This is a genomic window from Mesorhizobium sp. WSM4833 (assembly GCF_055811095.1).
The window spans coordinates 281,408-301,235 of the sequence record NZ_JBVVQG010000005.1 but is presented as its reverse complement, the minus strand read 5'-3'; the positions used below and the strand labels follow the sequence as shown (position 1 = coordinate 301,235).

The 19,828-nt window shown below is 63.3% G+C and carries 24 protein-coding genes; 12 read left to right on the top strand and 12 right to left on the bottom strand.

What is annotated here, in order from left to right:
• Window positions 1-79: 79 nt before the first annotated feature.
• The gene (locus AC0L2D_RS12215; RefSeq protein WP_013528481.1) at window positions 80-925 is read right to left on the bottom strand and encodes an LOG family protein; all 846 of its coding nucleotides are present in this window, start codon (window positions 923-925) and stop codon (window positions 80-82) included.
• Between the two features lie 142 nt (window positions 926-1,067).
• Here AC0L2D_RS12215 and dapD point away from each other — a divergent pair, with 142 nt between their 5' ends.
• The 4 genes from dapD (at window position 1,068) to AC0L2D_RS12195 (ending at window position 3,514) form a co-directional block, all read left to right on the top strand.
• Window positions 1,068-1,922: a 2,3,4,5-tetrahydropyridine-2,6-dicarboxylate N-succinyltransferase gene (gene dapD, locus AC0L2D_RS12210; protein ID WP_024502087.1), complete on the top strand. Its 855-nt coding sequence runs from the start codon at window positions 1,068-1,070 to the stop codon at window positions 1,920-1,922.
• 72 nt (window positions 1,923-1,994) lie between these two features.
• Window positions 1,995-2,357 (top strand): DUF805 domain-containing protein, encoded by a 363-nt coding sequence (locus AC0L2D_RS12205; RefSeq protein WP_013528479.1) that lies wholly within the window; start codon window positions 1,995-1,997, stop codon window positions 2,355-2,357.
• The gene (locus tag AC0L2D_RS12200) at window positions 2,350-2,727 is read left to right on the top strand and encodes a DUF805 domain-containing protein (protein WP_024502086.1); all 378 of its coding nucleotides are present in this window, start codon (window positions 2,350-2,352) and stop codon (window positions 2,725-2,727) included. Before AC0L2D_RS12205 ends, AC0L2D_RS12200 begins: the two co-directional genes overlap by 8 nt.
• Window positions 2,728-2,740: 13 nt before the next feature.
• Window positions 2,741-3,514, top strand: coding sequence for a hypothetical protein (locus tag AC0L2D_RS12195; protein ID WP_063169724.1), 774 nt, complete (start codon window positions 2,741-2,743; stop codon window positions 3,512-3,514).
• Here the strand turns inward: AC0L2D_RS12195 and AC0L2D_RS12190 are convergent.
• Window positions 3,417-4,457: a 2-dehydropantoate 2-reductase gene (locus AC0L2D_RS12190; RefSeq protein ID WP_473541134.1), complete on the bottom strand. Its 1,041-nt coding sequence runs from the start codon at window positions 4,455-4,457 to the stop codon at window positions 3,417-3,419. The genes AC0L2D_RS12195 and AC0L2D_RS12190 overlap by 98 nt on opposite strands.
• A gap of 127 nt (window positions 4,458-4,584) precedes the next feature.
• Between AC0L2D_RS12190 and dapE the strand changes: the two genes are divergently transcribed.
• Together dapE and AC0L2D_RS12180 are read left to right on the top strand one after the other, a co-directional pair.
• Complete coding sequence (gene dapE, locus AC0L2D_RS12185) at window positions 4,585-5,778, top strand: succinyl-diaminopimelate desuccinylase (RefSeq protein WP_473541132.1); 1,194 nt, start codon at window positions 4,585-4,587, stop codon at window positions 5,776-5,778.
• A gap of 5 nt (window positions 5,779-5,783) precedes the next feature.
• Window positions 5,784-6,419, top strand: coding sequence for a hypothetical protein (locus tag AC0L2D_RS12180; RefSeq protein ID WP_013528474.1), 636 nt, complete (start codon window positions 5,784-5,786; stop codon window positions 6,417-6,419).
• Here the strand turns inward: AC0L2D_RS12180 and truA are convergent.
• The 5 genes from truA to def form a co-directional block, all read right to left on the bottom strand.
• Window positions 6,386-7,156, bottom strand: a complete 771-nt coding sequence (gene truA, locus AC0L2D_RS12175; RefSeq protein WP_013528473.1) for a tRNA pseudouridine(38-40) synthase TruA — start codon at window positions 7,154-7,156, stop codon at window positions 6,386-6,388. The two genes, AC0L2D_RS12180 and truA, sit on opposite strands and share 34 nt — an antisense overlap.
• A gap of 121 nt (window positions 7,157-7,277) precedes the next feature.
• A complete protein-coding gene (locus AC0L2D_RS12170) occupies window positions 7,278-7,784 on the bottom strand; it encodes a GNAT family N-acetyltransferase (RefSeq protein WP_013528472.1) in 507 nt (168 codons plus the stop codon).
• Complete coding sequence (gene fmt / locus AC0L2D_RS12165; protein ID WP_275953275.1) at window positions 7,781-8,734, bottom strand: methionyl-tRNA formyltransferase; 954 nt, start codon at window positions 8,732-8,734, stop codon at window positions 7,781-7,783. Before fmt ends, AC0L2D_RS12170 begins: the two co-directional genes overlap by 4 nt.
• A 116-nt stretch (window positions 8,735-8,850) precedes the next feature.
• Window positions 8,851-9,114 carry a hypothetical protein gene (locus tag AC0L2D_RS12160; protein WP_013528470.1) on the bottom strand — a complete coding sequence of 88 codons (264 nt, stop codon included), beginning with the start codon at window positions 9,112-9,114 and terminating at the stop codon, window positions 8,851-8,853.
• Window positions 9,115-9,161: 47 nt separating this feature from the next.
• A complete protein-coding gene (gene def, locus AC0L2D_RS12155) occupies window positions 9,162-9,692 on the bottom strand; it encodes a peptide deformylase (protein WP_473541131.1) in 531 nt (176 codons plus the stop codon).
• Between the two features lie 103 nt (window positions 9,693-9,795).
• On the opposite strand from def, the gene AC0L2D_RS12150 reads away from it, so the two are divergent.
• Window positions 9,796-11,067, top strand: coding sequence for a DNA recombination protein RmuC (locus AC0L2D_RS12150; RefSeq protein WP_013528468.1), 1,272 nt, complete (start codon window positions 9,796-9,798; stop codon window positions 11,065-11,067).
• Between the two features lie 20 nt (window positions 11,068-11,087).
• Here the strand turns inward: AC0L2D_RS12150 and AC0L2D_RS12145 are convergent, their stop codons facing one another.
• From AC0L2D_RS12145 to AC0L2D_RS12135, 3 genes are all read right to left on the bottom strand, one after another.
• Window positions 11,088-11,492, bottom strand: coding sequence for a GFA family protein (locus tag AC0L2D_RS12145; RefSeq protein ID WP_013528467.1), 405 nt, complete (start codon window positions 11,490-11,492; stop codon window positions 11,088-11,090).
• Between the two features lie 61 nt (window positions 11,493-11,553).
• Window positions 11,554-12,519, bottom strand: a complete 966-nt coding sequence (locus AC0L2D_RS12140) for a cation diffusion facilitator family transporter (protein ID WP_013528466.1) — start codon at window positions 12,517-12,519, stop codon at window positions 11,554-11,556.
• A 127-nt stretch (window positions 12,520-12,646) separates the two neighbouring features.
• Window positions 12,647-13,456, bottom strand: a complete 810-nt coding sequence (locus AC0L2D_RS12135; protein WP_275953525.1) for a transglutaminase-like domain-containing protein — start codon at window positions 13,454-13,456, stop codon at window positions 12,647-12,649.
• A 312-nt stretch (window positions 13,457-13,768) separates the two neighbouring features.
• On the opposite strand from AC0L2D_RS12135, the gene AC0L2D_RS12130 reads away from it, so the two are divergent.
• The gene (locus AC0L2D_RS12130) at window positions 13,769-13,894 is read left to right on the top strand and encodes a hypothetical protein (RefSeq protein ID WP_013528464.1); all 126 of its coding nucleotides are present in this window, start codon (window positions 13,769-13,771) and stop codon (window positions 13,892-13,894) included.
• A 205-nt stretch (window positions 13,895-14,099) separates the two neighbouring features.
• On the top strand, window positions 14,100-14,414 hold the full coding sequence (sugE, locus tag AC0L2D_RS12125) for a quaternary ammonium compound efflux SMR transporter SugE (protein WP_013528463.1): 315 nt from the start codon (window positions 14,100-14,102) through the stop codon (window positions 14,412-14,414).
• A 138-nt stretch (window positions 14,415-14,552) separates the two neighbouring features.
• Here sugE and AC0L2D_RS12120 read toward each other — a convergent pair whose 3' ends face one another.
• The gene (locus tag AC0L2D_RS12120) at window positions 14,553-14,981 is read right to left on the bottom strand and encodes a DUF6481 family protein (RefSeq protein WP_013528462.1); all 429 of its coding nucleotides are present in this window, start codon (window positions 14,979-14,981) and stop codon (window positions 14,553-14,555) included.
• A gap of 278 nt (window positions 14,982-15,259) precedes the next feature.
• On the opposite strand from AC0L2D_RS12120, the gene AC0L2D_RS12115 reads away from it, so the two are divergent.
• The 3 genes from AC0L2D_RS12115 to AC0L2D_RS12105 all read left to right on the top strand — a co-directional run bounded on the left by AC0L2D_RS12115 (window position 15,260) and on the right by AC0L2D_RS12105 (window position 18,679).
• Complete coding sequence (locus tag AC0L2D_RS12115; protein ID WP_013528461.1) at window positions 15,260-16,321, top strand: LLM class flavin-dependent oxidoreductase; 1,062 nt, start codon at window positions 15,260-15,262, stop codon at window positions 16,319-16,321.
• 118 nt (window positions 16,322-16,439) lie between these two features.
• Complete coding sequence (locus tag AC0L2D_RS12110; protein ID WP_473541130.1) at window positions 16,440-17,609, top strand: AI-2E family transporter; 1,170 nt, start codon at window positions 16,440-16,442, stop codon at window positions 17,607-17,609.
• A 68-nt stretch (window positions 17,610-17,677) separates the two neighbouring features.
• Window positions 17,678-18,679: an LLM class flavin-dependent oxidoreductase gene (locus tag AC0L2D_RS12105; protein WP_064992802.1), complete on the top strand. Its 1,002-nt coding sequence runs from the start codon at window positions 17,678-17,680 to the stop codon at window positions 18,677-18,679.
• Between the two features lie 31 nt (window positions 18,680-18,710).
• Here AC0L2D_RS12105 and AC0L2D_RS12100 read toward each other — a convergent pair whose 3' ends face one another.
• Window positions 18,711-19,730 carry a LacI family DNA-binding transcriptional regulator gene (locus tag AC0L2D_RS12100; RefSeq protein ID WP_063170953.1) on the bottom strand — a complete coding sequence of 340 codons (1,020 nt, stop codon included), beginning with the start codon at window positions 19,728-19,730 and terminating at the stop codon, window positions 18,711-18,713.
• Window positions 19,731-19,828 lie beyond the last annotated feature (98 nt).

The following is a 19,828-nucleotide window of genomic DNA, read 5'->3' as shown; positions in this document are numbered from 1 at the left end:
ATGACGAATTGGGGATCGATCCGAACGCAGAGCCACAATCCCTTCATTCTTCAATTCTTCAATTCCCCGATCCGCAGCCCTACTCTCCTAACTTATAGAACCGGCTGATAATCCCCCACGCCTCATCCGCGGTGTCGACGAAGTCGATGATGTCCTGATCGCCGGGGCTGATCGTGCCCTGCTCGGCGAGGAAATCGAGATCGATCGCCCGCTTCCAGAAGGATTTGCCGAACAGGATCACCGGCACGCGCTCCATGCGCCCTGTCTGGATCAGGGTCAGCGTCTCGAAGAATTCGTCCATCGTGCCGAAGCCGCCCGGAAACACCGCGACCGCCTTGGCGCGCATGACGAAATGCATCTTGCGGATAGCGAAATAATGGAAGTTGAAGCAGAGCTCCGGCGTCACATAGATGTTCGGCGCCTGCTCGTGCGGCAAGACGATGTTGAGGCCTATCGACGGCGCGCCGACATCGTCGGCGCCGCGGTTTCCCGCTTCCATCACGCCAGGCCCGCCGCCGGTCACCACGACATATTCGCGGTAATAGGAGGTAGCCGATTGCTGCGAGCAGAGACGGGCGAATTTGCGCGCTTCCTCGTAGTATTTGCTGTTCTCTTCGAGGTTCTTCTTCTGCGTCTCGTTCTTGGCCGCCCAGGCCTCGCCGCCGGGTTCCGGCAGGCGCGCGCCGCCGAACAGGATCACCGTCGAGCGGATGCCGCGTTCGGCTAGGATCATTTCCGGTTTCAGGAGTTCGAGTTGCAGCCTGACCGCGCGCAACTCGCGGCGCGTCATGAAGTCGGGATCGTTCCAGGCGAGCCGGTAGGTTTCGGCACGCGTCTGCGGCGTGTCAGGCACGCTCTTCGACCGCTCCAGATCCTCGTCCGAATGCGGCAGCGGCGTCCACCCCGCCTTTTCCATAGGAGTCATAACTACCCGTCCAATTCCCTTAACTGCGCCGTCCCGTGACGCACACGCGATTGACCCCCATTAAGCCTTAACATAGGGTCCGCGCGACTTTCAAAACAGGTTAAGGCTCAGCCCCTTAACAGCTTGGTAATGGAGCGAATTCATGTCGAAGCCCGATCTGGCGAGCCTCGAAAAGAGCATCGAGAAGGCCTTCGAGGAACGCGATGCGATTTCGACTGCGACGCGCGGCGAAACGCGCGATGCCATCCAGTCGGCGCTTGACCTGCTCGACCGCGGCGCCGTCCGCGTCGCCGAGCGGCAGGCCGACGGCAAGTGGCATGTCAACCAGTGGCTGAAGAAGGCCGTGCTTTTGTCCTTCCGGCTCAACCCGATGGAGATCATCAAGGGTGGTCCCGGCGAAGCGACGTGGTGGGACAAGGTGCCGTCGAAGTTCGATGGCTGGGGCGCTGTCGATTTCGAAAAGGAGGGCTTTCGCGCCGTGCCGGGGTCGATCGTGCGTCGCTCGGCCTATATCGCGCCGGGCGCCGTGCTGATGCCGTCCTTCGTCAATGTCGGCGCCTATGTCGATACAGGCACCATGATCGACACCTGGGTGGGGGTAGGCTCCTGTGCCCAGATCGGCAAGAACGTGCATCTTTCCGGCGGCGTCGGCATCGGCGGCGTGCTGGAGCCGATGCAGGCAGGTCCGACCATCATCGAGGACAATTGCTTCATCGGCGCGCGCTCGGAAGTGGTCGAGGGCTGCATCGTGCGCGAAGGCTCGGTGCTCGGCATGGGCGTCTTCATCGGCCAGTCGACCAAGATCGTCGACCGCGCTACCGGCGAGATTTTCTACGGCGAAGTGCCGCCGAATTCCGTCGTCGTCGCCGGAGCGATGCCGGGCAAGCCCTTTCCGAACGGCGAGCCGGGTCCGAGCCTCTACTGCGCCGTCATCGTCAAGCGCGTCGACGCCAAAACCAGGTCCAAGACCTCGATCAACGAATTGCTGCGCGATTGATCTTTGCGCAAAGCGGGCGCACCTTCCGCCGGCGCGACAATCGGTCGCGCGGGTTCATCATGGAGGGGTGACATGGACTGGAAGTATCTGCTCACAAGTTTTGACGGTCGCATCAACCGTGGCAAGTTCTGGGCCGCGATTGGCGTTTTCATCGTCATTGGCATCGTTGCCTTTATTCTCGATGCGATCCTCGGTACACGCATCACCACGGCCAGTGGCGCCCAGATCGGCATCATCGGCATTCTCATCGCTCTGGCCTCGATCTATTTCGCACTCGCAGTCTACGCCAAGCGCTGGCATGATCGCGGCAAGTCGGGCTGGTGGAGCCTGATCATGCTGGTGCCATTGATCGGCCCGATCTGGTTTCTGGTGGAATGCGGCATTCTCGAAGGCGCCAGGGGCGCCAATCAATATGGACCGGACCCGCTTGCCTGACAGATCAGATCTCACCTGGCTTTTCTTCAAAACCTCGGGCCGCGTCAGTCGCGCGGCCTATTTTCTTGGCGGGTTGCTCGTCGCCATCATCCAGGCCTTCCCACTCTACCGCTTCACGCTGGTGCCGGAAGGTTCGGCCGAGAGCAACATGTGGTCGTTCATCTTCTTCGTCGCCTTCATCGCCTCGCTGTGGTCGAACATTGCCCTGGCGGTCAAGCGGCTGCACGATTTGGACAAGCCGGGCATTGCGGCGCTGATCTTGTTCGTGCCGGTGGTCTCGATCGTGGCCTTCCTTGTGTTGTGCCTGTTTCCGGGGCAGCCTGGACCCAACCGCTACGGCCGGCGCACCAACGAGCCAGCACAACCCTGAGGTTCGATCGGACATGCGCTACCGTACGCTTGATCCGAAACTGATCATCGAGACCGCAGAACGGCTGGAGACGCGCGTTGCGGAGCGTTTCCCCGATGCCGGCCTGCGCGGCGTTGCCGCCGAACTGGTCTCGCTGTCGCGCGACCTGGCACAGGGCGCCAAGGCCCTGGAAGCGCCGATCTGGTGGCTGCGCGGCCTCATCGTCGCCGCTGTCGTTGCCGGCGCACTGATGTTCATCTTCGTCGGAACCGTATTGCCATTCGACCGCATTTCCAAACCGGGTGATGCCGTCCAGTCTGTGCAAGGCATCGAAGCTTCGCTCAACATGTTCATCCTCGCCATTGTCGGATTTCTCGCCTTGATCCGCTCCGAGGAGCGCATCAAGCGCAAGCAGGTCTTTCGCCAGCTGCATGGCCTGCGCTCGCTGATCCACGTCATCGACATGCACCAGCTGACCAAGGATCCGGCGGCGCTGTCGGCCGATTTCAAGCCAACGTCGCATTCGCCCGCCCGCATCACCAATGCCGCCGACCTGGCGCGTTACCTCGACTATTGCTCCGAAATGCTGTCGATCACCGGCAAGATCGCCGCATTGTTCGCGCAGTCGGTCAATGACGACGTGGTCATCGACGGCGTCAACGACATCGAGAACCTGGCGTCCAACCTGTCGCGGAAAATCTGGCAGAAGATCACGTTGATCGACGGCCGGCCGGTGCAACAATCTGCTCCGGCGCCAGGCCCGGCGAGCCAAGCCGCTCCGCTTCCGCCGCGCGCACCAAGGCGATGATCCGCTGAACCGTCGGCACGGGCGTGCCGGCCTTCCCCGCCAGCCGCAAGATGGCACCTTGCAAATCGTCGATCTCCGTCGGCCGGCCGCGCTGAAGATCGTCCCACATCGACGAGCGCGCCTGCGGGTCGATCGCCAGCATGCGCCGCGCCAAGAGCCTGAACAGCCAGTCCGGCAGCCTGAGCACTTTCGGCAGCAGCGCCGGCCGCAGGCCGGCGATCCGCGCCGGCTCGATGCCGGACGCTTTCAGTGCCGTCAGCGCCTCGTCGATCTGGCCGGCCAGGATCAGCCGCCAGCGTCGGTCGGCCAGTTCGGTTGCCAGCGGCAGGCCGGAAAGCGCCACCAGCGCGTTGTTCAGATTCATCAGCAGCTTGCCCCACAGCACCGCCTTCATGTCACCATGCACTTCAACCGCAAACCCTTCGACACCAAGCAGGCCGACCAGGCCGGCATCGCCATCCTCGACCATCACCTTGCCGTCGCTGGCGCGGTGCATGCGCAGCGGCAGCTCGCCGTCCGGCGACTGCACCACATTGAACGGCACCATGCCGGCCAGCACCGTTCGCTGGCCAAGTCCGGCACGCAGCCTGTCGGCATTGTCGACACCGTTCTGCAGGCTGATCACCACGGCGTCGGGCCGGGCATGAGCTTTGATAAGATCCGCCATGTCCTGAGTGGCGCCGCTCTTGACCGTGACCAGGATCACGTCCGCCTGCGGCAGGGTGGCGGCCGGATCGGTGGTGACGGCAAGCGCCTCCGGTTTGATCGAGCGATCGCGGCCCTGGAGGTCGCTGAGCCGCAATCCACCCTGCCGCAACGCTGCCTCGATGCGCGGCCGGGCCAGCAGAATGACCTTTCGGCCGGCCAGCGCCAGGCAGCCGCCGGCATAGCAGCCGATGCTGCCGGCACCGGCTATGACGATCCGTTTGTCCTTGTCTGCCATCCTGTCGCCCGCGCCGGGTCGCAACTATACGACATGAAAACCATAATATCGGCGGTATCGCCAGCCATGAGGCTGGCCCCTATGTCTGGCCGTGACAGGCCCTGCGCTTTCGACTATCGCTTTTGCCATGACGCTGCTGACCGATCCTGCCGAAAACCTCGCCGCCCTTATCCGTTGCGCTTCGGTGACGCCCGCTGAGGGCGGTGCGCTGACCGCGCTGGAGACGATGCTCAAACCGCTCGGCTTCCTGGTCGATCGGCCGGTGTTTTCCGAAGACGGCACGCCCGATATCGAAAACCTCTATGCAAGGCGTTCCGGCAATGGCCCGCATCTGATGTTCGCCGGCCACACCGACGTGGTGCCGGTCGGCGACGAAGCCGCCTGGACGCATCCGCCCTTCGCCGCCGAGATCGCCAATGGCGAGATGTATGGCCGCGGCGCCGTCGACATGAAGGGCGGCATCGCCTGTTTCATCGCCGCCGTGGCGCGCCATGTCGAGGCCAATGGCGGTCCGAAAGGCTCGGTCTCGCTGCTGATCACCGGCGACGAGGAAGGCCCCGCGATCAACGGCACGGTCAAGCTGCTCGAATGGGCGGCTTCCAGGGGCGAGAAATGGGATGCCTCTGTCGTCGGCGAGCCGACCAACCCGGATGCGCTGGGCGACATGATCAAGATCGGCCGCCGCGGCTCGATGTCCGGCGCCGTCACCGTCAATGGCCGCCAGGGCCATGTCGCCTATCCCTTGCTTGCCGACAATCCGGTGCGCGGGCTGATGAGCCTGGTCGATGCCTTGCTGCATCCGGTTTTCGACAAGGGAACCAGGGATTTCCAGCCGACCAATCTGGAGGTCACCTCCATCGATGTGGGCAACCCGGCCACCAATGTCATCCCGGCCAAAGCGACCGCGACCTTCAACATCCGCTTCAACGACACCTGGACGGACGAGACCCTGCAGGCCGAAATCCACAACCGGCTCGACCAGGCGGCCAGGCGCAAGAAGTACCGGCAGGGCAAGAAGACGCCGGTCGACTACGAGCTCGTCTGGCGCGACCGGCCGAGCCATGTCTTCCTGACCCGTGACGACAGGCTGATCGAAACGCTGCGCGGCTCGATCAAGTCGGCGGTCGGCAAGGAGCCGACGCTGTCGACCTCCGGTGGAACCTCCGATGCGCGTTTCATCAAGGACTATTGCCCGGTGGTCGAGTTCGGGCTGGTCGGCAAGACCATGCACATGGTCGACGAGCGCGTCGCCATTGCCGACCTCGAGACGCTGACGCAAATCTACCAGCGCTTCATAGAAGACTGGTTCGGACAGGGCTGAACAGCATGCTTTCGGCGGACGAAACCCAAGCTTCGCTGACGGGCGCCTGGCGATTGATGCTCGGCAGAGCCGACGGCCTGCGCCTGCTCGACCTGTCGGCCGACGGCTTCTGGAATTCCTTCTTCGCCATTGTCGTTGCAGCACCGGCGCTGATCGTCGGCTGGGTCGGCATCGCCAACGAAATCGGCGATCCCGACGCCTTCGCGGGGCGCTTCAGCATGCTGGTGCGCCTGGCGACGGTCGACATCGGCTCCTGGGTGCTGCCGCTGGTTGCGCTCGCTTTCATCGCGCCGCGCGCCGGCATAGGCGGCCGCTTCGTCCACTACGTCGTTGCCAGCAACTGGGCTTCGGCCATCACCGCCTGGCTGATGCTGCCTTCGGCGCTGATCCGGCTTTTCCTGTCGTCCGCAAGCCAGGTTTCGAGCCTTGTGTCGCTGTTCCTCTTTGCCCTTTCTATGGTGCTGACCTGGCGCATGACAAATGCCACGATGGGCAGGGGCGCAGCGGTCGGCACGGCCGTTTTCGTCGGCATGTTCATTGCGTCGCTGCTGGTGCTGTTCGGCCTGCAGACGTTGCTCGGCATCACCGTCCCGGACGATGTCGGAGTTCAGAGCCTTTCCGGGCTCGTCTCGACCGGATAATCGACACCGGTGAGAAACAGCCCGTCGGGCGGCGCCACCTGGCCGCAGGCGGCGCGGTCGCGCGCCTCGAGCGCTGTTTTCAGGTCGGCCGCGCTCCAGCCGCCGTCGCCGACACGCTTGAGCGAGCCGACCATCGAACGCACCTGGTTGTGCAGGAACGAGCGCGCCGAAGCCCTGACCTCGATCATGTCGCCTTGTCGGCTCACATCGAGCCGTTCCAGCGTCCTGATCGGGCTGTTGGCCTGGCACTGGGTCGAGCGGAAGGTGGTAAAGTCATGCCGTCCGAGCAGGACCTTTGCCGCTTCGTGCATGGCGCCGGCGTCGAGCCGCTTCGGCACCCACCACACCTTGCCCTTGTCGAGCGCGGCCGGCGCGCGGCGGTTCAGGATGCGGTAGAGATAGTGGCGGCCAATGGCCGAGAAGCGGGCGTCGAAACTGTCGGAGACCACCGTCGCTTTCAGGATGGCGATGCGCGCCCCGGCCGCCTGCAGATGGGCGTTGACGGCATCGCGCACCTTGTCGCTCGGCCACGCCTTGACGAGGTCGACATGCGCCACCTGCGCAGTCGCATGCACGCCGGCATCGGTGCGGCCGGCGGCGCGCAGCCTGATCGCTTCGCCGCAGAATTTTTCGATCGCCTGTTCGATCGCCTGCTGCACCGAAGGCTGATCCGCCTGGTGCTGCCAGCCGGCAAACAGGCTGCCGTCATATTCGATGTCGAGGCGAAAACGCGGCATTTGCGGCTAGAGCTCTCGCCTCGAGCAATTCCAGGAAAAGTGTGAAACGGTTTTCCGTTCGGAATTGCGTTAAAACAAAGAGGAGTGCAGTTCGCCGTTTCCGTGAAAACGGCTGACTGTTCTACGCGGCGAGAGCGGTGAAGGCGGAGGCGTAGACCAGCCTGCCTGCTTCTGGCGCGTCACCCCAGGCCAGCGCCTGCAGCGCTTCGCCCTGGTATTCGCTTTCGAAGTTCTCGGCACGCGTGTGGCTATAGCCGAAACGCCCGTAATAGGTGGGGTCGCCCAGCACCACGGCCAGCGTCTCACCACCATCCTTGAGGCGGATATGCGCCTCGCGGATCAGCGCGCCGCCAATGCCGCTGCCATGGAACGAGGGCTCCACCGCCAGCGGCGCCAGCGCTACGGCCGCGAAGGTCTTGCCGCCATTCTGGACGAACAGCCGCGAAAACAGGATATGGCCGACCACCTGGCCGTCCTCTTCCGCAACCAGCTCGGCAACCGCGTCGCCGCCGGTCACCAGCGCGTCGACCAGACCGGCCTCCGCCTGCTGGCCGAAAGCGTGTTCCTCGACGAGGCGGATGGCCTCGCGATCCCGCGGCGTTGCCGCGCGTATCGACATCATGCTCATGAGAATTTCAGTCCTTTTTCGATCTTGGCCCCGCGCAGGAATTCCGACGCGGCAGCGGGCTTTCCGCCCGCCCGTTGAACTTCGACCAGCCTGATCGCGCCTGCCCCGCAGGCGACCGTCAGCCGGTCATCGAGAATTCCTCCCGACTCGCCCAAATCTTCCGAAGGCGACAGGCCTTGCGACAGCGTCGAGCGAAGCAGTTTCAGCCGCTCCTGGCGGCCGCCAATTCCTATCTCCGACCAGGCGCCTGGAAAGGGCGACAAGCCACGAATATGATTGTGGACCTCACTTGCCGAGCGAGTCCAGTCCACGCGAGTCTCGGATTTATCGATTTTCTTGGCGTAGGTCACCCCATCCACAGCTTGTGTGGTGAATGTCAGGGTGTTCCCTTCCAACCGCGCCAGCGCTTCCACCATCAAGGCAGCACCGACACTCATCAACCGATCATGCAGATCGCCGGCTGTCATATCGGGTTCGATGGCGCACTTTTCAACCAGCCCGACCGGACCGGTGTCCAGGCCCTCTTCCATGCGCATCACCATCATGCCGCTTTCCAGGTCTCCGGCCATGATGGCGCGCTGGATGGGGGCGGCGCCGCGCCAGCGCGGCAGAAGCGACGCATGGCCGTTGACGCAGCCGAGCCGGGTTGCCTCCAGAACCGCCTTCGGCAGCAGCAGTCCATAGGCGACGACCACCGCCACATCGGCCTGCAAGGCGCGAAAAGCGGCCTGTTCGGCCTCGCCTTTGAGCGAAACCGGCGTCCGCACCTCGATGCCCAGTCGCTCCGCCTCGCGCTGCACCGGCGACGGCGTCAGCTCCAGCCCGCGTCGTCCGGCAGCGCGCGGCGGCTGGGTATAGACGGCTGATATCTCATGGCCAGCCTCGGCGATCGCGCGCAAGGTCGGCACCGAAAACTCCGGCGTACCCATGAAGATGAGGCGAAGGGGCATTTTTTCTTCCGGTATCCTGTCTTCTTGCTCGCGCAGTGTGCCGGCTCAGGCATCTGCTTCAAACGGGTTTACGAGCTTTAGGTCAAGGCCGTCGAAGTCGCGGGACGACCGTCGCGCTATCTTTCCGCTTCGATCTTCTCCATGATTTCCGCGTATTCATCGCCAATTGCGCTTTCAGATACGAAAGCCGAGCGAATTGCAGCCCACGCCGAGAGGCTCGACTCCTCTCGGGCCGGCCTCTCCGCAACTATGCCTTTGCGCAGAAGGCCGATGGCCTTGTCCGAGACGCTCTGGCCGACCTCGCGCGCCGCCAGTTCGATCTCGCGCTTCAAAGGCTCAGGAATGTCCCTGATCAGCATGTCGACCGTCGGCATCTCCATTTGGTGGCAATCCTGCCGACAATAGGCCTGGAGGGGACTCCCGTACCTTATCCCACGAGCTTGCCCGGCGCCTTGTCCCTGGCGAGCTTCTTGAATTTCTTTACCACCATGTCGCGCTTCAGCTTCGAGATGTGATCGATGAACAGGACGCCATTGAGGTGGTCGATCTCGTGTTGCAGGCAGGTCGCCATCAACCCCTCGGCCTCTATCTCCTGCAATTTGCCGTCGCGGTCGAGATATTTGACCCGCACGGAGGCGGGGCGTTCGACCTCGGCGTAATAATCCGGGATCGACAGGCAGCCTTCCTCATAGACGGAGCGCGCGTCGGCGCTCTCCAGGATTTCCGGATTGATGAAGACATGCGGCGCCGGCGTCTCGTCTTCCTTGGCGAGATCGATCACCAGCAAGCGCAGCGGCTCGCCGATCTGGATTGCCGCCAGCCCGATGCCCGGCGCATCATACATGGTCGCCAGCATGTCGTCGGCTAATTTGCGCAAAGGCGCGTCGACACGCTCTACGGGCTTGGAAACCTGGCGCAGGATGGGGTCGGGAAGGATGATGAGCGGCTTGATCGGCATGGCGTTCCACCTAAGACCTCCAGCGAAACGCGTCAACCGGTTGGCATCAGGCGCGTTCACGTTTTGATCTGTGCTATCGCGGCGAATCGTCTATGCTGTCCACATGAATGATTTGAGCACCATCCTTTCGGAGCCTGTCGCCCGGCTTGGCGCCACAACGATCACGCTCGGCCATGCGCTGGCCTTCGGCGTTTTGCTGTTTCTGGCCCTGTTCGTGGCGCTGGTCATTGCGTTGTGGCGGTCGGCCAAGGCGCGCGCCGTGGCGGCCGCGGAAGCCGCCGATCATGCCCGCGATGCGGAAGTGCGGATGGCCGGCATTCTGCAAAGCCAGGCCGAAATGCAGGGCCGCATGGGCGCCATTGCGGAAGTGTTCGGCGCACGGCAGGCGGAACTGACGCAATCGATCGGCCAACGCCTCGACGCCATGACCGGCCGGCTCGGCCAGACCATGACCGAGCAGACCAAATCCACGCATGAGAGCCTGGCCAAATTGCAGGAACGGCTGGCGATCATCGACGTCGCGCAAGGCAACATCCAGTCGCTCGCCGGCCAGGTCGTGCAATTGCAGGCGATCCTCTCGAACAAGCAGACGCGCGGCGCGTTCGGCCAGTCGCGCATGGAGGCGATCGTTGCCGACGGCCTGCCGCACGGCGCCTATGAGTTCCAGGCGACGCTGTCGAACGGCAGCCGGCCCGACTGCCTGGTGAAGATGCCGAATGGCGCGCCGTCGCTGGCCATCGATGCAAAATTTCCGCTGGAAGCCTGGAACGCCATCCGCGCCGCCGATGGCGCCGATCTGCAGAAGGCAGCTTCGCAGGCCTTCCGCCGCGACATCGAGATCCATGTCCGCGATATCTCGGAAAAATACCTGATCCAGGGCGAGACGCAGGACACTGCCTTCATGTTCGTGCCGTCGGAATCGGTGTTCGCCGAGATCCACGAGAATTTCGAGGCGATCGTGCACAAGGCGCACCGTGCGCGCGTCGTCATCGTCTCGCCGTCGCTGCTGATGCTGTCGATCCAGGTCATCCAGGCGATCCTCAAGGATGCCCGCATGCGCGAACAGGCGCACCTGATCCAGGGCGAGGTCATCCGGCTGATGGAGGATGTTGCACGTGTCGATGAGCGGGTGCGCAAGCTGCAGGTGCATTTCGGCCAGTCGGCCAAGGACATCGACGACATACTGGTTTCGACGTCGAAGGTCACCAAGCGCGGCCAGAAGATCGAGGCGCTGGAATTCGGCGCGCAGCCCGACGGCGATGCCGCCGTAGACGCCGCGTCACGGGGTCCCGCCGCCAAGGTCGATACCGGCGCGCGCGTTGCCGATTCGAAAACCGGGCAGCTCAGGCTGAGGGTCGTCGAAGGCGACGATTGAGGCGCGGTGCCGGACCGGTGCTACTGCTCCTCCAACGTGGTCATGCCCTGAAATTCAGGCAGCCAGTGCAGCGCCGAGCGGTGCCATTTCTGCTGTGTCGGGATCAAATCCTGGCGCTGCCGCGCGGTCCCCACGCGAATTCCATAGACCTTCGGACCATCTCCGACAGACGTGGCGTAAAGATGCGAACCGCAGTCGGCGCAAAAGGCCTGGGTGCGCTTGGCGCCGCTCGCCACGATCTTGATGTAGATTTTCGGCGTGCCCTTGGTGATGCGATAGTTGCTTTCCGGCGCCGGAACCGTAAGGCGAAAAGCCGTGCCGGTCAGTTGCTGGCAATCCGTGCAGTGGCAGATCGTGGTCTTTTCCGGATCGACCTCCGCCTCGTAGGTGATGGCGCCACAATGACAGCCGCCGTCTATTCTCATCTTCGTTCCTCCAAAGCCCCTTCAATCTAGCGGCGCAAGGCCGTGAGGCAATGGCACGGTTTTAGTCCAGGGCAGGATCGGATGCGGAATCGATCAGCCTGCGTCGCTGCTCCCAGGTGCCTGACGTCTGCGGCTTGACGAACAGCCGTGTGATCTCCGGCATTTCCTTCTTCAACTGCGCCTCCAGGCGCTCGACGCAAGCTTCGATCTCGGGCGCCGTCAAATGGTCCTCGAACTCGATGCTGAGCCCGGCGACGATCTCTGTCGGCCCCATATGGACGGTCAGGACGCCGTTCGCCCGCTGCACCGCCGGATCCTGCTGGGCGATCGCCAGCACTTTCATCTGCACCTCGGGCGACGCCGGCTCGCCGATCAGCAGGCCCTTGCTTTCGCGGGCCAGGAAGATCGCGGTCGCGCCAAGGATCAGCCCGATGCCGATAGAGGCGGCGCCGTCGAGCTCCGGCATCTCCAGCAGTTCCGCCGCCAATATGCCGGCGAAAGCGACGATCAGGCCGAGAAGTGCCGCACTGTCCTCGAACAGCACGGTGTAGACGCTCGGATCCTTGCTCGACTGCACGGCCTGCAGCCAGCCTTGCCTGCCCTTCTGCCGGCGAAACTCCTTCAGCGCCACCCACCACGAACTGCCTTCGAACAGGAAGGAAAGGCCCAGAACAATATAGTTTACCTTGGCGTTGGCGACCGGCTCCGGCGCCATGATATGGACCACGCCTTCATAGAACGACACGCCGGCGCCCAGCGCGAAGACGAGGAGCGCGACGATGAAGCTCCAGAAGTAGAGTTCGCGGCCGTGGCCGAGCGGATGCGTGCGATCGGCAGGGCGAGCGGCGCGGTGCATGCCGTAGAGCAGCAGGCCGCCATTGCCGGTATCGACCAGCGAATGGACGCCCTCCGACAGCATCGCCGAACTGCCGGTAAAGGCGGCGGCGGCGAACTTGGTCAGCGCGATGGCGAGATTGCCGGCGAGCGCCGCGTAGATCACCTTTTTTGAGCCGCCGTGCCCGGCCATGGCATTTGCCCCCGTTCAAGGCGCAGTCTAGCGGCCAGGCCGCTAAAGCTCCACAGGCATCACACCGCGCGAATGTCGGGTCGTCCACGGCAGCGGCCATGAGAGATCGGTCTATGGAAAACGGCGACTACTCGATGATCTCGCTGGTCCACACCTTGAAGCCGGCAAGCGTTCCCGGGCCGAAAATATGGGTCAGCGGCACGTCGGCGGCGTCGCGGCCGGAGGCGATCAGGATGCGGCCGATGCGCGGTGCATTGTTGCGCGGGTCGAAGACATGCCAGCGGCCGCCGAGATAGACTTCCATCCAGGCGCAGAAATCCATGCTTGCCCATGGCTTCGGCATACCGATGTCGCTGATGTAGCCGGTGCAATAGCGTGTTGGGATGTTGAGCGCCCGGCAGAAGGTGACGGCGAGATGCGCGTAGTCGCGGCACACGCCGCTCCGTTCACGATAGGCTTCCGCCGCGGTGCGCGTCGGCCGTGCATTGCCGTAGTTGAAGACGATGTGGCTGTGGACGAAGTCGCAGACCGCCTGCACGCGCGGAATACCCAGCGGCGTGTTGCCGAACAGCCGCCACGCCTCGTCAGCCAGAAGGTCGCTTTCGCAAAAACGGCTGGGCAGCAGGAACAGCAATGTGTCCGCCGGCAGGTCGCGCACCTCGTGCTGCCAGGCCATCGGGTCGCCCATCTCGAAGGTGCCGGGGTCGCGGATCACCGCGTCGGTGCCGAAGGTGAAGCGCCCGGGCGGCGCGACAAGCCGGTTGCACCAATTGCCGAAACTGTCGCGATAGCTTTCGATCGGCACCGGTGGATTGGAGATCAGGAAATCCGGCCGCTCGAGATCGGAGGCCCGCGAATAGTGCACATTCAGCATCGCGATGAGCGGCGTTTCCTGCGGAAAGTCGAAGCTCATCTCGCAGCCGATGTGGATTCGCATTGTCGTCCTGACGGCCTGCCTGACGATCACCCGGCGAAGCTCGGGTCGATGCTGCAGTGCGAAAATGACCATGGCACGGACCGCCATGGTTTACGAGCAAATTAGAGCAATTCCAGGAAAAGTGTGAAGCGGTTTTCCGTCCGGAATTGCGTCAAAACAAAGAGTTAGAGCAATTCACTGTTTCCGCGAAACGGTGAATTGCTCTAGAAACCGGTTGAAAGCGATCCGCTGTCGGCGGCAACAGTCGCTAACCCCTTGCGGTCGGGCGGTTCTCTTGTTTCACTTGGCTTCTCACATCAGGAGGAACGAATCATGGCTAAAGGTGCGATGAAGGCAGGCAAGGAAGCCCGCAAGCCGAAGAAGGACGCCAAGAAGCCCGCTCCGGCTCCGGCGCTGAAGGCGCCGCCGGTCAAGGCGATGAAGCTCAAGGACAAGTAGGTCCGGCGATCCACTTCGCAATAAGATTACGGCCGGCGACACTTGTTGCCGGTCGCTGTTGCTCGAGCGCCCGAAATTCTTATATTGGCGTGGCGGGGACGACCTCGCGCTTCCCCAAATCCGGACGGGACGACCCGCCATTGTTTGACTGATCGTCGGGCGCCGAAATACCTTTCGGGTCCGATGCTCTGATGGAGCGTTGTCGATGTCGTGGATTCTTCTCTTTTTCGCTGGCTTGTTCGAGATCGGCTGGGCAATCGGCCTCAAATACACCGATGGCTTCTCGAAGCTGGTGCCGACCGTGCTGACCGTTGCCTCGATGGTCGTCAGCCTCACTCTGCTCGGCCTGGCGCTGAAGGCGCTGCCCGTCGGCACCGCCTATGCGGTGTGGACCGGCATCGGCACCGTCGGTACGGCACTGCTCGGCATCTGGCTGCTCGGCGAACCGGCCACCGCGATCAGGCTGGCCTGCATCGCGCTCATCGTCTGCGGCATCATGGGGCTGAAGTTCGCCGCCTGACGGTAACGCTTAGGTCTCTTGGTTTGCGCATGTCGTCCTCCCAGAGCCGGGACCAGGGCGACATGCATGGGACAAACACGTTCAGGGCCGCTGCGAGGCGACCCTGATTCTCGAAGCAGATTGCTCCGTAGCCGAGAGCTAGCGGGCGGAGAAGCCCGGAGGCGTCCTGCCGGTACGCTGCTTGCGTGCCGCATAACGCGCGTCACGCTTGGCCTTGCGTTCGGCTTCGTCGGCCAGAAGACGGGCGATGCGCTCGTTCTCTTCGGATTCCCGAATCTTGGCCTCGGCCTGTGCAGCTTCCTCGGCGGCGATACGTGCCGCTTCGGCTGCTGCCTCGCGCTCGGCCTTCTCGACCGCTTCGCGTGCCAGCTTCTCCTGCTTCAGCCGGGCCTTTTCGGCCTCGCGGATTTCGCGGGCCGCAAGGATAGCCTTGCGTTCAGCCTGCCGCGCCAGCACTGCGGGATCATCCGCCGCCGGCTTTGCCTTGAAGCGCTCGAGGAGCGCCTTCTTTGCCTCGTTTGCGGCATTGCGCCGCTCGAAAACGTCTTTTTCCCTGTAGATAGCCAAGTCCACTTCCCTGAAGTCAATTCGCGACGCTTACATACGCGCGAAAACCGAGAGTTCAAGCGCCAAAACGGCATGGCAGCCATGAAATTGTCGGCTGTTGCACTCGGGAGACGCCTTTGGAGCAATTCCAGGAAAAGTGTGAAGCGGTTTTCCGTCCGGAATGGCGACGAAGAGATAGAGCCGAAACCGACATGCACTGTTCACCGTCCGCCCCACTGGCGGCGCGGCTGAGGCGTCGCTACGTCTAACCCGAAAACCCAACACCAGGATGACATCAAATGGAACTCGGTCTCTACACATTCGCCGACGTCAGCCCACAGCCGGGCCCCGGTGCCATCGGCCCGCATGAGCGGCTGCGCAACCTGATCGAGGAGATCGAGCTGGCCGACCAGGTCGGCCTCGACGTCTTCGGCCTCGGCGAGCATCACCGGCCCGACTATGCCGCCTCCGCACCGGTCGTGGCCCTGGCCGCGGCGGCCGAGCGTTCGAAGCGCATCAAGCTGACCAGCGCGGTCACCGTTCTGTCTTCCGATGACCCGGTGCGCGTTTTCCAGCAATTTGCCACGCTCGATCTTCTGTCGGGCGGCCGCGCCGAGATCATGGCCGGGCGCGGCTCGTTCATCGAATCCTTCCCGCTGTTCGGTTTCAACCTCGAGGATTATGACGAGCTGTTCGCCGAAAAACTGGATCTGCTGCTTGCCATCCGCGACAGCGTGAAGGTCACCTGGTCGGGCAATCTGCGTGCGCCGATCAACGATCGCGGCGTTTATCCCCGGCCCTTCCAGGACAGGCTACCGGTCTGGATCGCCATTGGCGGCACGCCGCAGTCTGCCGCCCGCGCTGGCGCGCTCGGCCTGCCGCTGGCGCTCGCCATCATTGGCGGCGAGCCGGCGCGTTTCGCGCCGCTGTTCGATCTCTACCGCGAAGCCGCCAAGCGCGCCGGCAGTGATCCGGCGGGCCTTGCCACCAGCATCAACGTGCACGGCTTCATCGCCGAGACGACCGAGCAGGCGGCGGACGATTTCTACGGCCCGCAGGCGGAAGTGATGAATCGCATCGGCCGCGAGCGCGGCTGGGGTCCGACCTCGCGGGCGCATTTCGACCAGTCGCGCGGCCCCACAGGCGCCCTGTTCGTCGGCAGTCCCGAGCAAGTGGCTGAAAAGATCGTCGCCCAGCACAAGATCTTCGGCAATGACCGCTTCCTGCTGCAGATGGCGATCGGCACCATGCCGCATGCCAAGATCATGAAGGCGATCGAACTCTACGGCACCAGGGTGGCGCCGATCGTTCGCAAGGAAACAGCCAAGCCCGCCACAGCCGTCACGTCGCCGGCAGCCTGACCCGGAGCCGGCGCGAGCGGCCTCAATCCCGAAGCCGGCTCATGGAACCCTCGCCCGTAACTCTGCGTTTCATGGAGGCGATTGCCGTGCGAAGGGGCGCCGGCTTGAGGGGGTGACCATGAAAACCGAACCCACAGCCTGGGGTCTGGACATTTCCGATGAACCGGATTCGCGCGCCGCGGCTCGCGCCGACACGCGTCTGATGCGCTCGTTGCTGATCGGCATCTTCCTGTTCATGGCCATCTACGCGCTCTACTTCGCCCGCGCCTTTTTCATGCCAGTGCTTCTGGCTTTCCTGCTGGCGCTGACGCTGACGCCGATCGTCCGGCTGCTGCGCAAGCACGGTATCCCGGAAGTGATCTCGGCAACCCTTCTGGTGCTGTTGTCCCTCTGTGTGTTCGCCACCGCCGGCTATCTGCTCAGTGGCCCGATAATCGATCTTATCAACAACACCTCGTCGATCGGCCAGAAGCTCACCGAACGGTTGGCGCAATTGCGACAGCCGCTCGAGAAGATCATGCAGATTTCGCATCAGATCGAACAACTGACCGAGACCTCGCAGGAGTCGGGCATTCAGAAGGTGGCGGTAGCGCAGTCCGGCATCCTGTCGGCGGCCGCCAGCAACATCCTGTCGGCGGGAACAGGCCTCACCATCATCTTCGTGCTGTCGCTGTTCCTGCTCGCCTCCGGCACGATGTTTTATGAAAAGATCATCCAGTCCTTCGCCAGCCTCAGCGAAAAGAAGCGGGCGCTGCGCGTCGTCTATGACGTCGAACGCGAAATCTCGCACTATCTGCTCACCGTCACCATCATCAATGCCGGCCTCGGCACGGTCATCGCTCTCGGTCTTTGGGCGCTCGGCGTGCCCAATCCGCTGGTCTGGGGCGTTGCTGCCGCCCTGCTCAATTTCCTGCCCTATGTCGGAGCACTGATCACCATCGTGCTTGTCACGGTCATGGCGTTGATCAGCTTCGATACCATCTTCTACGCGCTTCTGGCGCCGGCCTTCGTGATCTTGTGCGACATCGTCGAAGGCCAGTTCGTGACGCCGATGGTGGTCGGCAGGCGCCTCGAGATCAACGCCGTGGCGATCTTTATCGCCATCGCCTTCTGGTCATGGCTGTGGGGTTTCGTCGGCGCCCTGATGGCGGTGCCGCTGCTGGTCGTCATCAAGGTGTTCTGCGATCATTTCGATGGGCTCAGCCATGTCGGCAATTTTCTCGCCGCGCAGCACGCGGTTGTCGTCGAGGAGGACGACATCGCCGACCCCGAAGCTGTCAAAGGCTGATCAATATTTTTGAATTTGCGGCGCCGCCGGATGCTTCCTACATGCGGTCCTGACACAGGATCCCACCCATGACCGCTCTTTCCGTTCTCGACCTGTCGCCGATCGTCGAAGGCAGCGATGCCTCGCAGTCGCTGGCCAACTCGCTCGATCTTGCCCGCCATGCCGAGCGCCTGGGCTACAAGCGTTTCTGGCTGGCCGAGCATCACAACATGCCGGGTATTGCCAGTGCCGCCACAGCCGTCGTCATTGCCCATGTCGCGGGCGGCACCAAGACCATTCGTGTCGGCGCCGGCGGCATCATGCTGCCCAACCATTCGCCGCTGGTGATTGCCGAGCAGTTCGGCACGCTGGCCGCATTGCATCCGGGCCGCATCGATCTCGGCATCGGCCGGGCGCCCGGCACCGACATGGGTACCGCCCGCGCCTTGCGCCGCAATCTCGAGGCCGGGGTCGACAATTTCCCGCAGGATGTCGTCGAGCTGATGGGCTATTTCCAGCCGGCCGAGGAAGGCCAACGCATCCGTGCCGTGCCCGGCGAAGGCCAGGGCGTGCCGGTCTGGATCCTAGGCTCCAGCCTCTACGGCGCGCAGCTTGCCGCCATGCTCGGCCTGCCCTATGCCTTCGCCTCGCATTTCGCGCCGGCGGATCTGGATCACGCGCTGGATGTCTACCGCTCGCGCTTCCAACCCTCCGAGCAGCTCGACAAACCGCATGTCATGCTTGGCCTCAACGTCTTTGCCGCGCCCACCGATGCCGAGGCTCGTTTGCTGTTCACCTCGCTGCAACAGGCTTTCGTCAATCTGCGCACCGGCCGGGCCGGACGGCTGCCGCCACCTGTCGAGAACTATGACCGCGATCTCGATCCGATGGCAAAGACCATGCTGGGCCAGGCATTGTCCTGCGCCGTCGTAGGCTCCCCGGAAACGGTGCGGCAAGGCATCGATGCCTTCGTGCGCCGCACCGGCGCCGACGAGCTGATGGTCACCGCGCAGATTTTTGATCATGCGGCGCGGGTACGGTCGTTCGAGATCCTGGCCGAGGCGCACAAATCGCTGTCGCAGGCGGCCTGACAAGTCCTGATAGGACTATACGGGCGAAAGACTACGCGCTCACGCTCTGCGCCTTCACCCCCAGCGGGCGACAGGAATTGCGGATCATCAGCCGACCCTTGAGCAAAAGCTTGCGCGGCGGCGCGTCCCTGTTGCCGGCGAGACGGTCGAGAAGCAGATTGGCCGCTTGTTCGCCGATCGCCTGCACCGGCTGCGCCACCGTGGTCAGCTGCGGCTGAAACACGTCTGACCATGGAAAGTCGTCGAAGCAGGCAACTGAAATGTCTTCCGGGCAGGACAGGCCGATGTCGCGGATCGCCTTCATGGTGCCGATCACCATCGGGTTGTTGGCCGAGAAGATCGCGCTTGGCCGATCGTGCGAGGACAGCATCTGCATGGTCGCATTGTAGCCGTCGATCTCGTGGAAATTGCCGAAGCGGATCAGCTCCTCCGCGATCGGCAAGCCGGCGGCGTGAAGCGCCTCGCGATATCCCGCCATGCGGTCATGCATCGGCGAAATGTCCGACGTGCCGGTGATGTAACCGATGCGCCGGTGGCCGAGATTGATCAGATAGGTGATGGCGTCGAACACCGCGCGCTGGTTGTCCAGCACCACGGCATCGGTGTCGACGCCTTTGCAGATACGATCGAGCAGCACCACCGGCACGTTGGCGTCGTCGACGATCCGCTTGAGGATCGCGCCGTCGCCGACGCGCGCCACGATCAGCCCGTCGACCATGCGGTCGAGCAGCAGCTTGATCTGATCGTCCTGGGTATTCAAATCCTCGTCCGTGCAGCACAGCATGACGGCATAGCCGGCCCGGTCGAAGGCCTGCTGGATGACCGAGACGACATCGGTGAAGAATGGGTTGGTGATGTGCGGCACGGTCAGTCCGATCGTGCGGGTCGTGCCCATCTTCAGGCTGCGGGCGATCGCGTTGCGCTTGTAGCCGATATCGCGGATCGCCTGTTCGATGCGCTGGCTAAGCTCCGGACTGACCGTCGCCGTGCCATTGATCAGCGCCGAAACGGTGGCGACAGACACACGTGCCGCTTCAGCCACATGAAGCATGGTGGGCGCGGTGGATTTCCGGTGCTTTTTTTGCCCTGATGCTGTCATTTTCGAAACGTTTCGCCACCCTTGCCGGCCAATACGTACGGAATCCTGTC

Coding starts and splice junctions, on each gene's coding strand:
- AC0L2D_RS12130 (WP_013528464.1), top strand. CDS start 13,769: ATGGCTAAAGGTGCGATGAAGGCAGGCAAGGAAGCCCGCAAGCCGAAG.
- AC0L2D_RS12105 (WP_064992802.1), top strand. CDS start 17,678: ATGACCGCTCTTTCCGTTCTCGACCTGTCGCCGATCGTCGAAGGCAGC.
- AC0L2D_RS12215 (WP_013528481.1), bottom strand. CDS start 925: ATGACTCCTATGGAAAAGGCGGGGTGGACGCCGCTGCCGCATTCGGAC.
- AC0L2D_RS12170 (WP_013528472.1), bottom strand. CDS start 7,784: ATGAGCATGATGTCGATACGCGCGGCAACGCCGCGGGATCGCGAGGCC.
- AC0L2D_RS12100 (WP_063170953.1), bottom strand. CDS start 19,730: ATGCTTCATGTGGCTGAAGCGGCACGTGTGTCTGTCGCCACCGTTTCG.
- AC0L2D_RS12140 (WP_013528466.1), bottom strand. CDS start 12,519: ATGGCCGGGCACGGCGGCTCAAAAAAGGTGATCTACGCGGCGCTCGCC.
- AC0L2D_RS12160 (WP_013528470.1), bottom strand. CDS start 9,114: ATGGAGATGCCGACGGTCGACATGCTGATCAGGGACATTCCTGAGCCT.
- AC0L2D_RS12135 (WP_275953525.1), bottom strand. CDS start 13,456: ATGCGAATCCACATCGGCTGCGAGATGAGCTTCGACTTTCCGCAGGAA.
- AC0L2D_RS12195 (WP_063169724.1), top strand. CDS start 2,741: ATGCGCTACCGTACGCTTGATCCGAAACTGATCATCGAGACCGCAGAA.
- dapD (WP_024502087.1), top strand. CDS start 1,068: ATGTCGAAGCCCGATCTGGCGAGCCTCGAAAAGAGCATCGAGAAGGCC.
- fmt (WP_275953275.1), bottom strand. CDS start 8,734: ATGCCCCTTCGCCTCATCTTCATGGGTACGCCGGAGTTTTCGGTGCCG.
- AC0L2D_RS12145 (WP_013528467.1), bottom strand. CDS start 11,492: ATGAGAATAGACGGCGGCTGTCATTGTGGCGCCATCACCTACGAGGCG.
- AC0L2D_RS12110 (WP_473541130.1), top strand. CDS start 16,440: ATGAAAACCGAACCCACAGCCTGGGGTCTGGACATTTCCGATGAACCG.
- truA (WP_013528473.1), bottom strand. CDS start 7,156: ATGCCGCGTTTTCGCCTCGACATCGAATATGACGGCAGCCTGTTTGCC.
- AC0L2D_RS12150 (WP_013528468.1), top strand. CDS start 9,796: ATGAATGATTTGAGCACCATCCTTTCGGAGCCTGTCGCCCGGCTTGGC.
- def (WP_473541131.1), bottom strand. CDS start 9,692: ATGCCGATCAAGCCGCTCATCATCCTTCCCGACCCCATCCTGCGCCAG.
- sugE (WP_013528463.1), top strand. CDS start 14,100: ATGTCGTGGATTCTTCTCTTTTTCGCTGGCTTGTTCGAGATCGGCTGG.
- dapE (WP_473541132.1), top strand. CDS start 4,585: ATGACGCTGCTGACCGATCCTGCCGAAAACCTCGCCGCCCTTATCCGT.
- AC0L2D_RS12180 (WP_013528474.1), top strand. CDS start 5,784: ATGCTTTCGGCGGACGAAACCCAAGCTTCGCTGACGGGCGCCTGGCGA.
- AC0L2D_RS12190 (WP_473541134.1), bottom strand. CDS start 4,457: ATGGCAGACAAGGACAAACGGATCGTCATAGCCGGTGCCGGCAGCATC.
- AC0L2D_RS12115 (WP_013528461.1), top strand. CDS start 15,260: ATGGAACTCGGTCTCTACACATTCGCCGACGTCAGCCCACAGCCGGGC.
- AC0L2D_RS12205 (WP_013528479.1), top strand. CDS start 1,995: ATGGACTGGAAGTATCTGCTCACAAGTTTTGACGGTCGCATCAACCGT.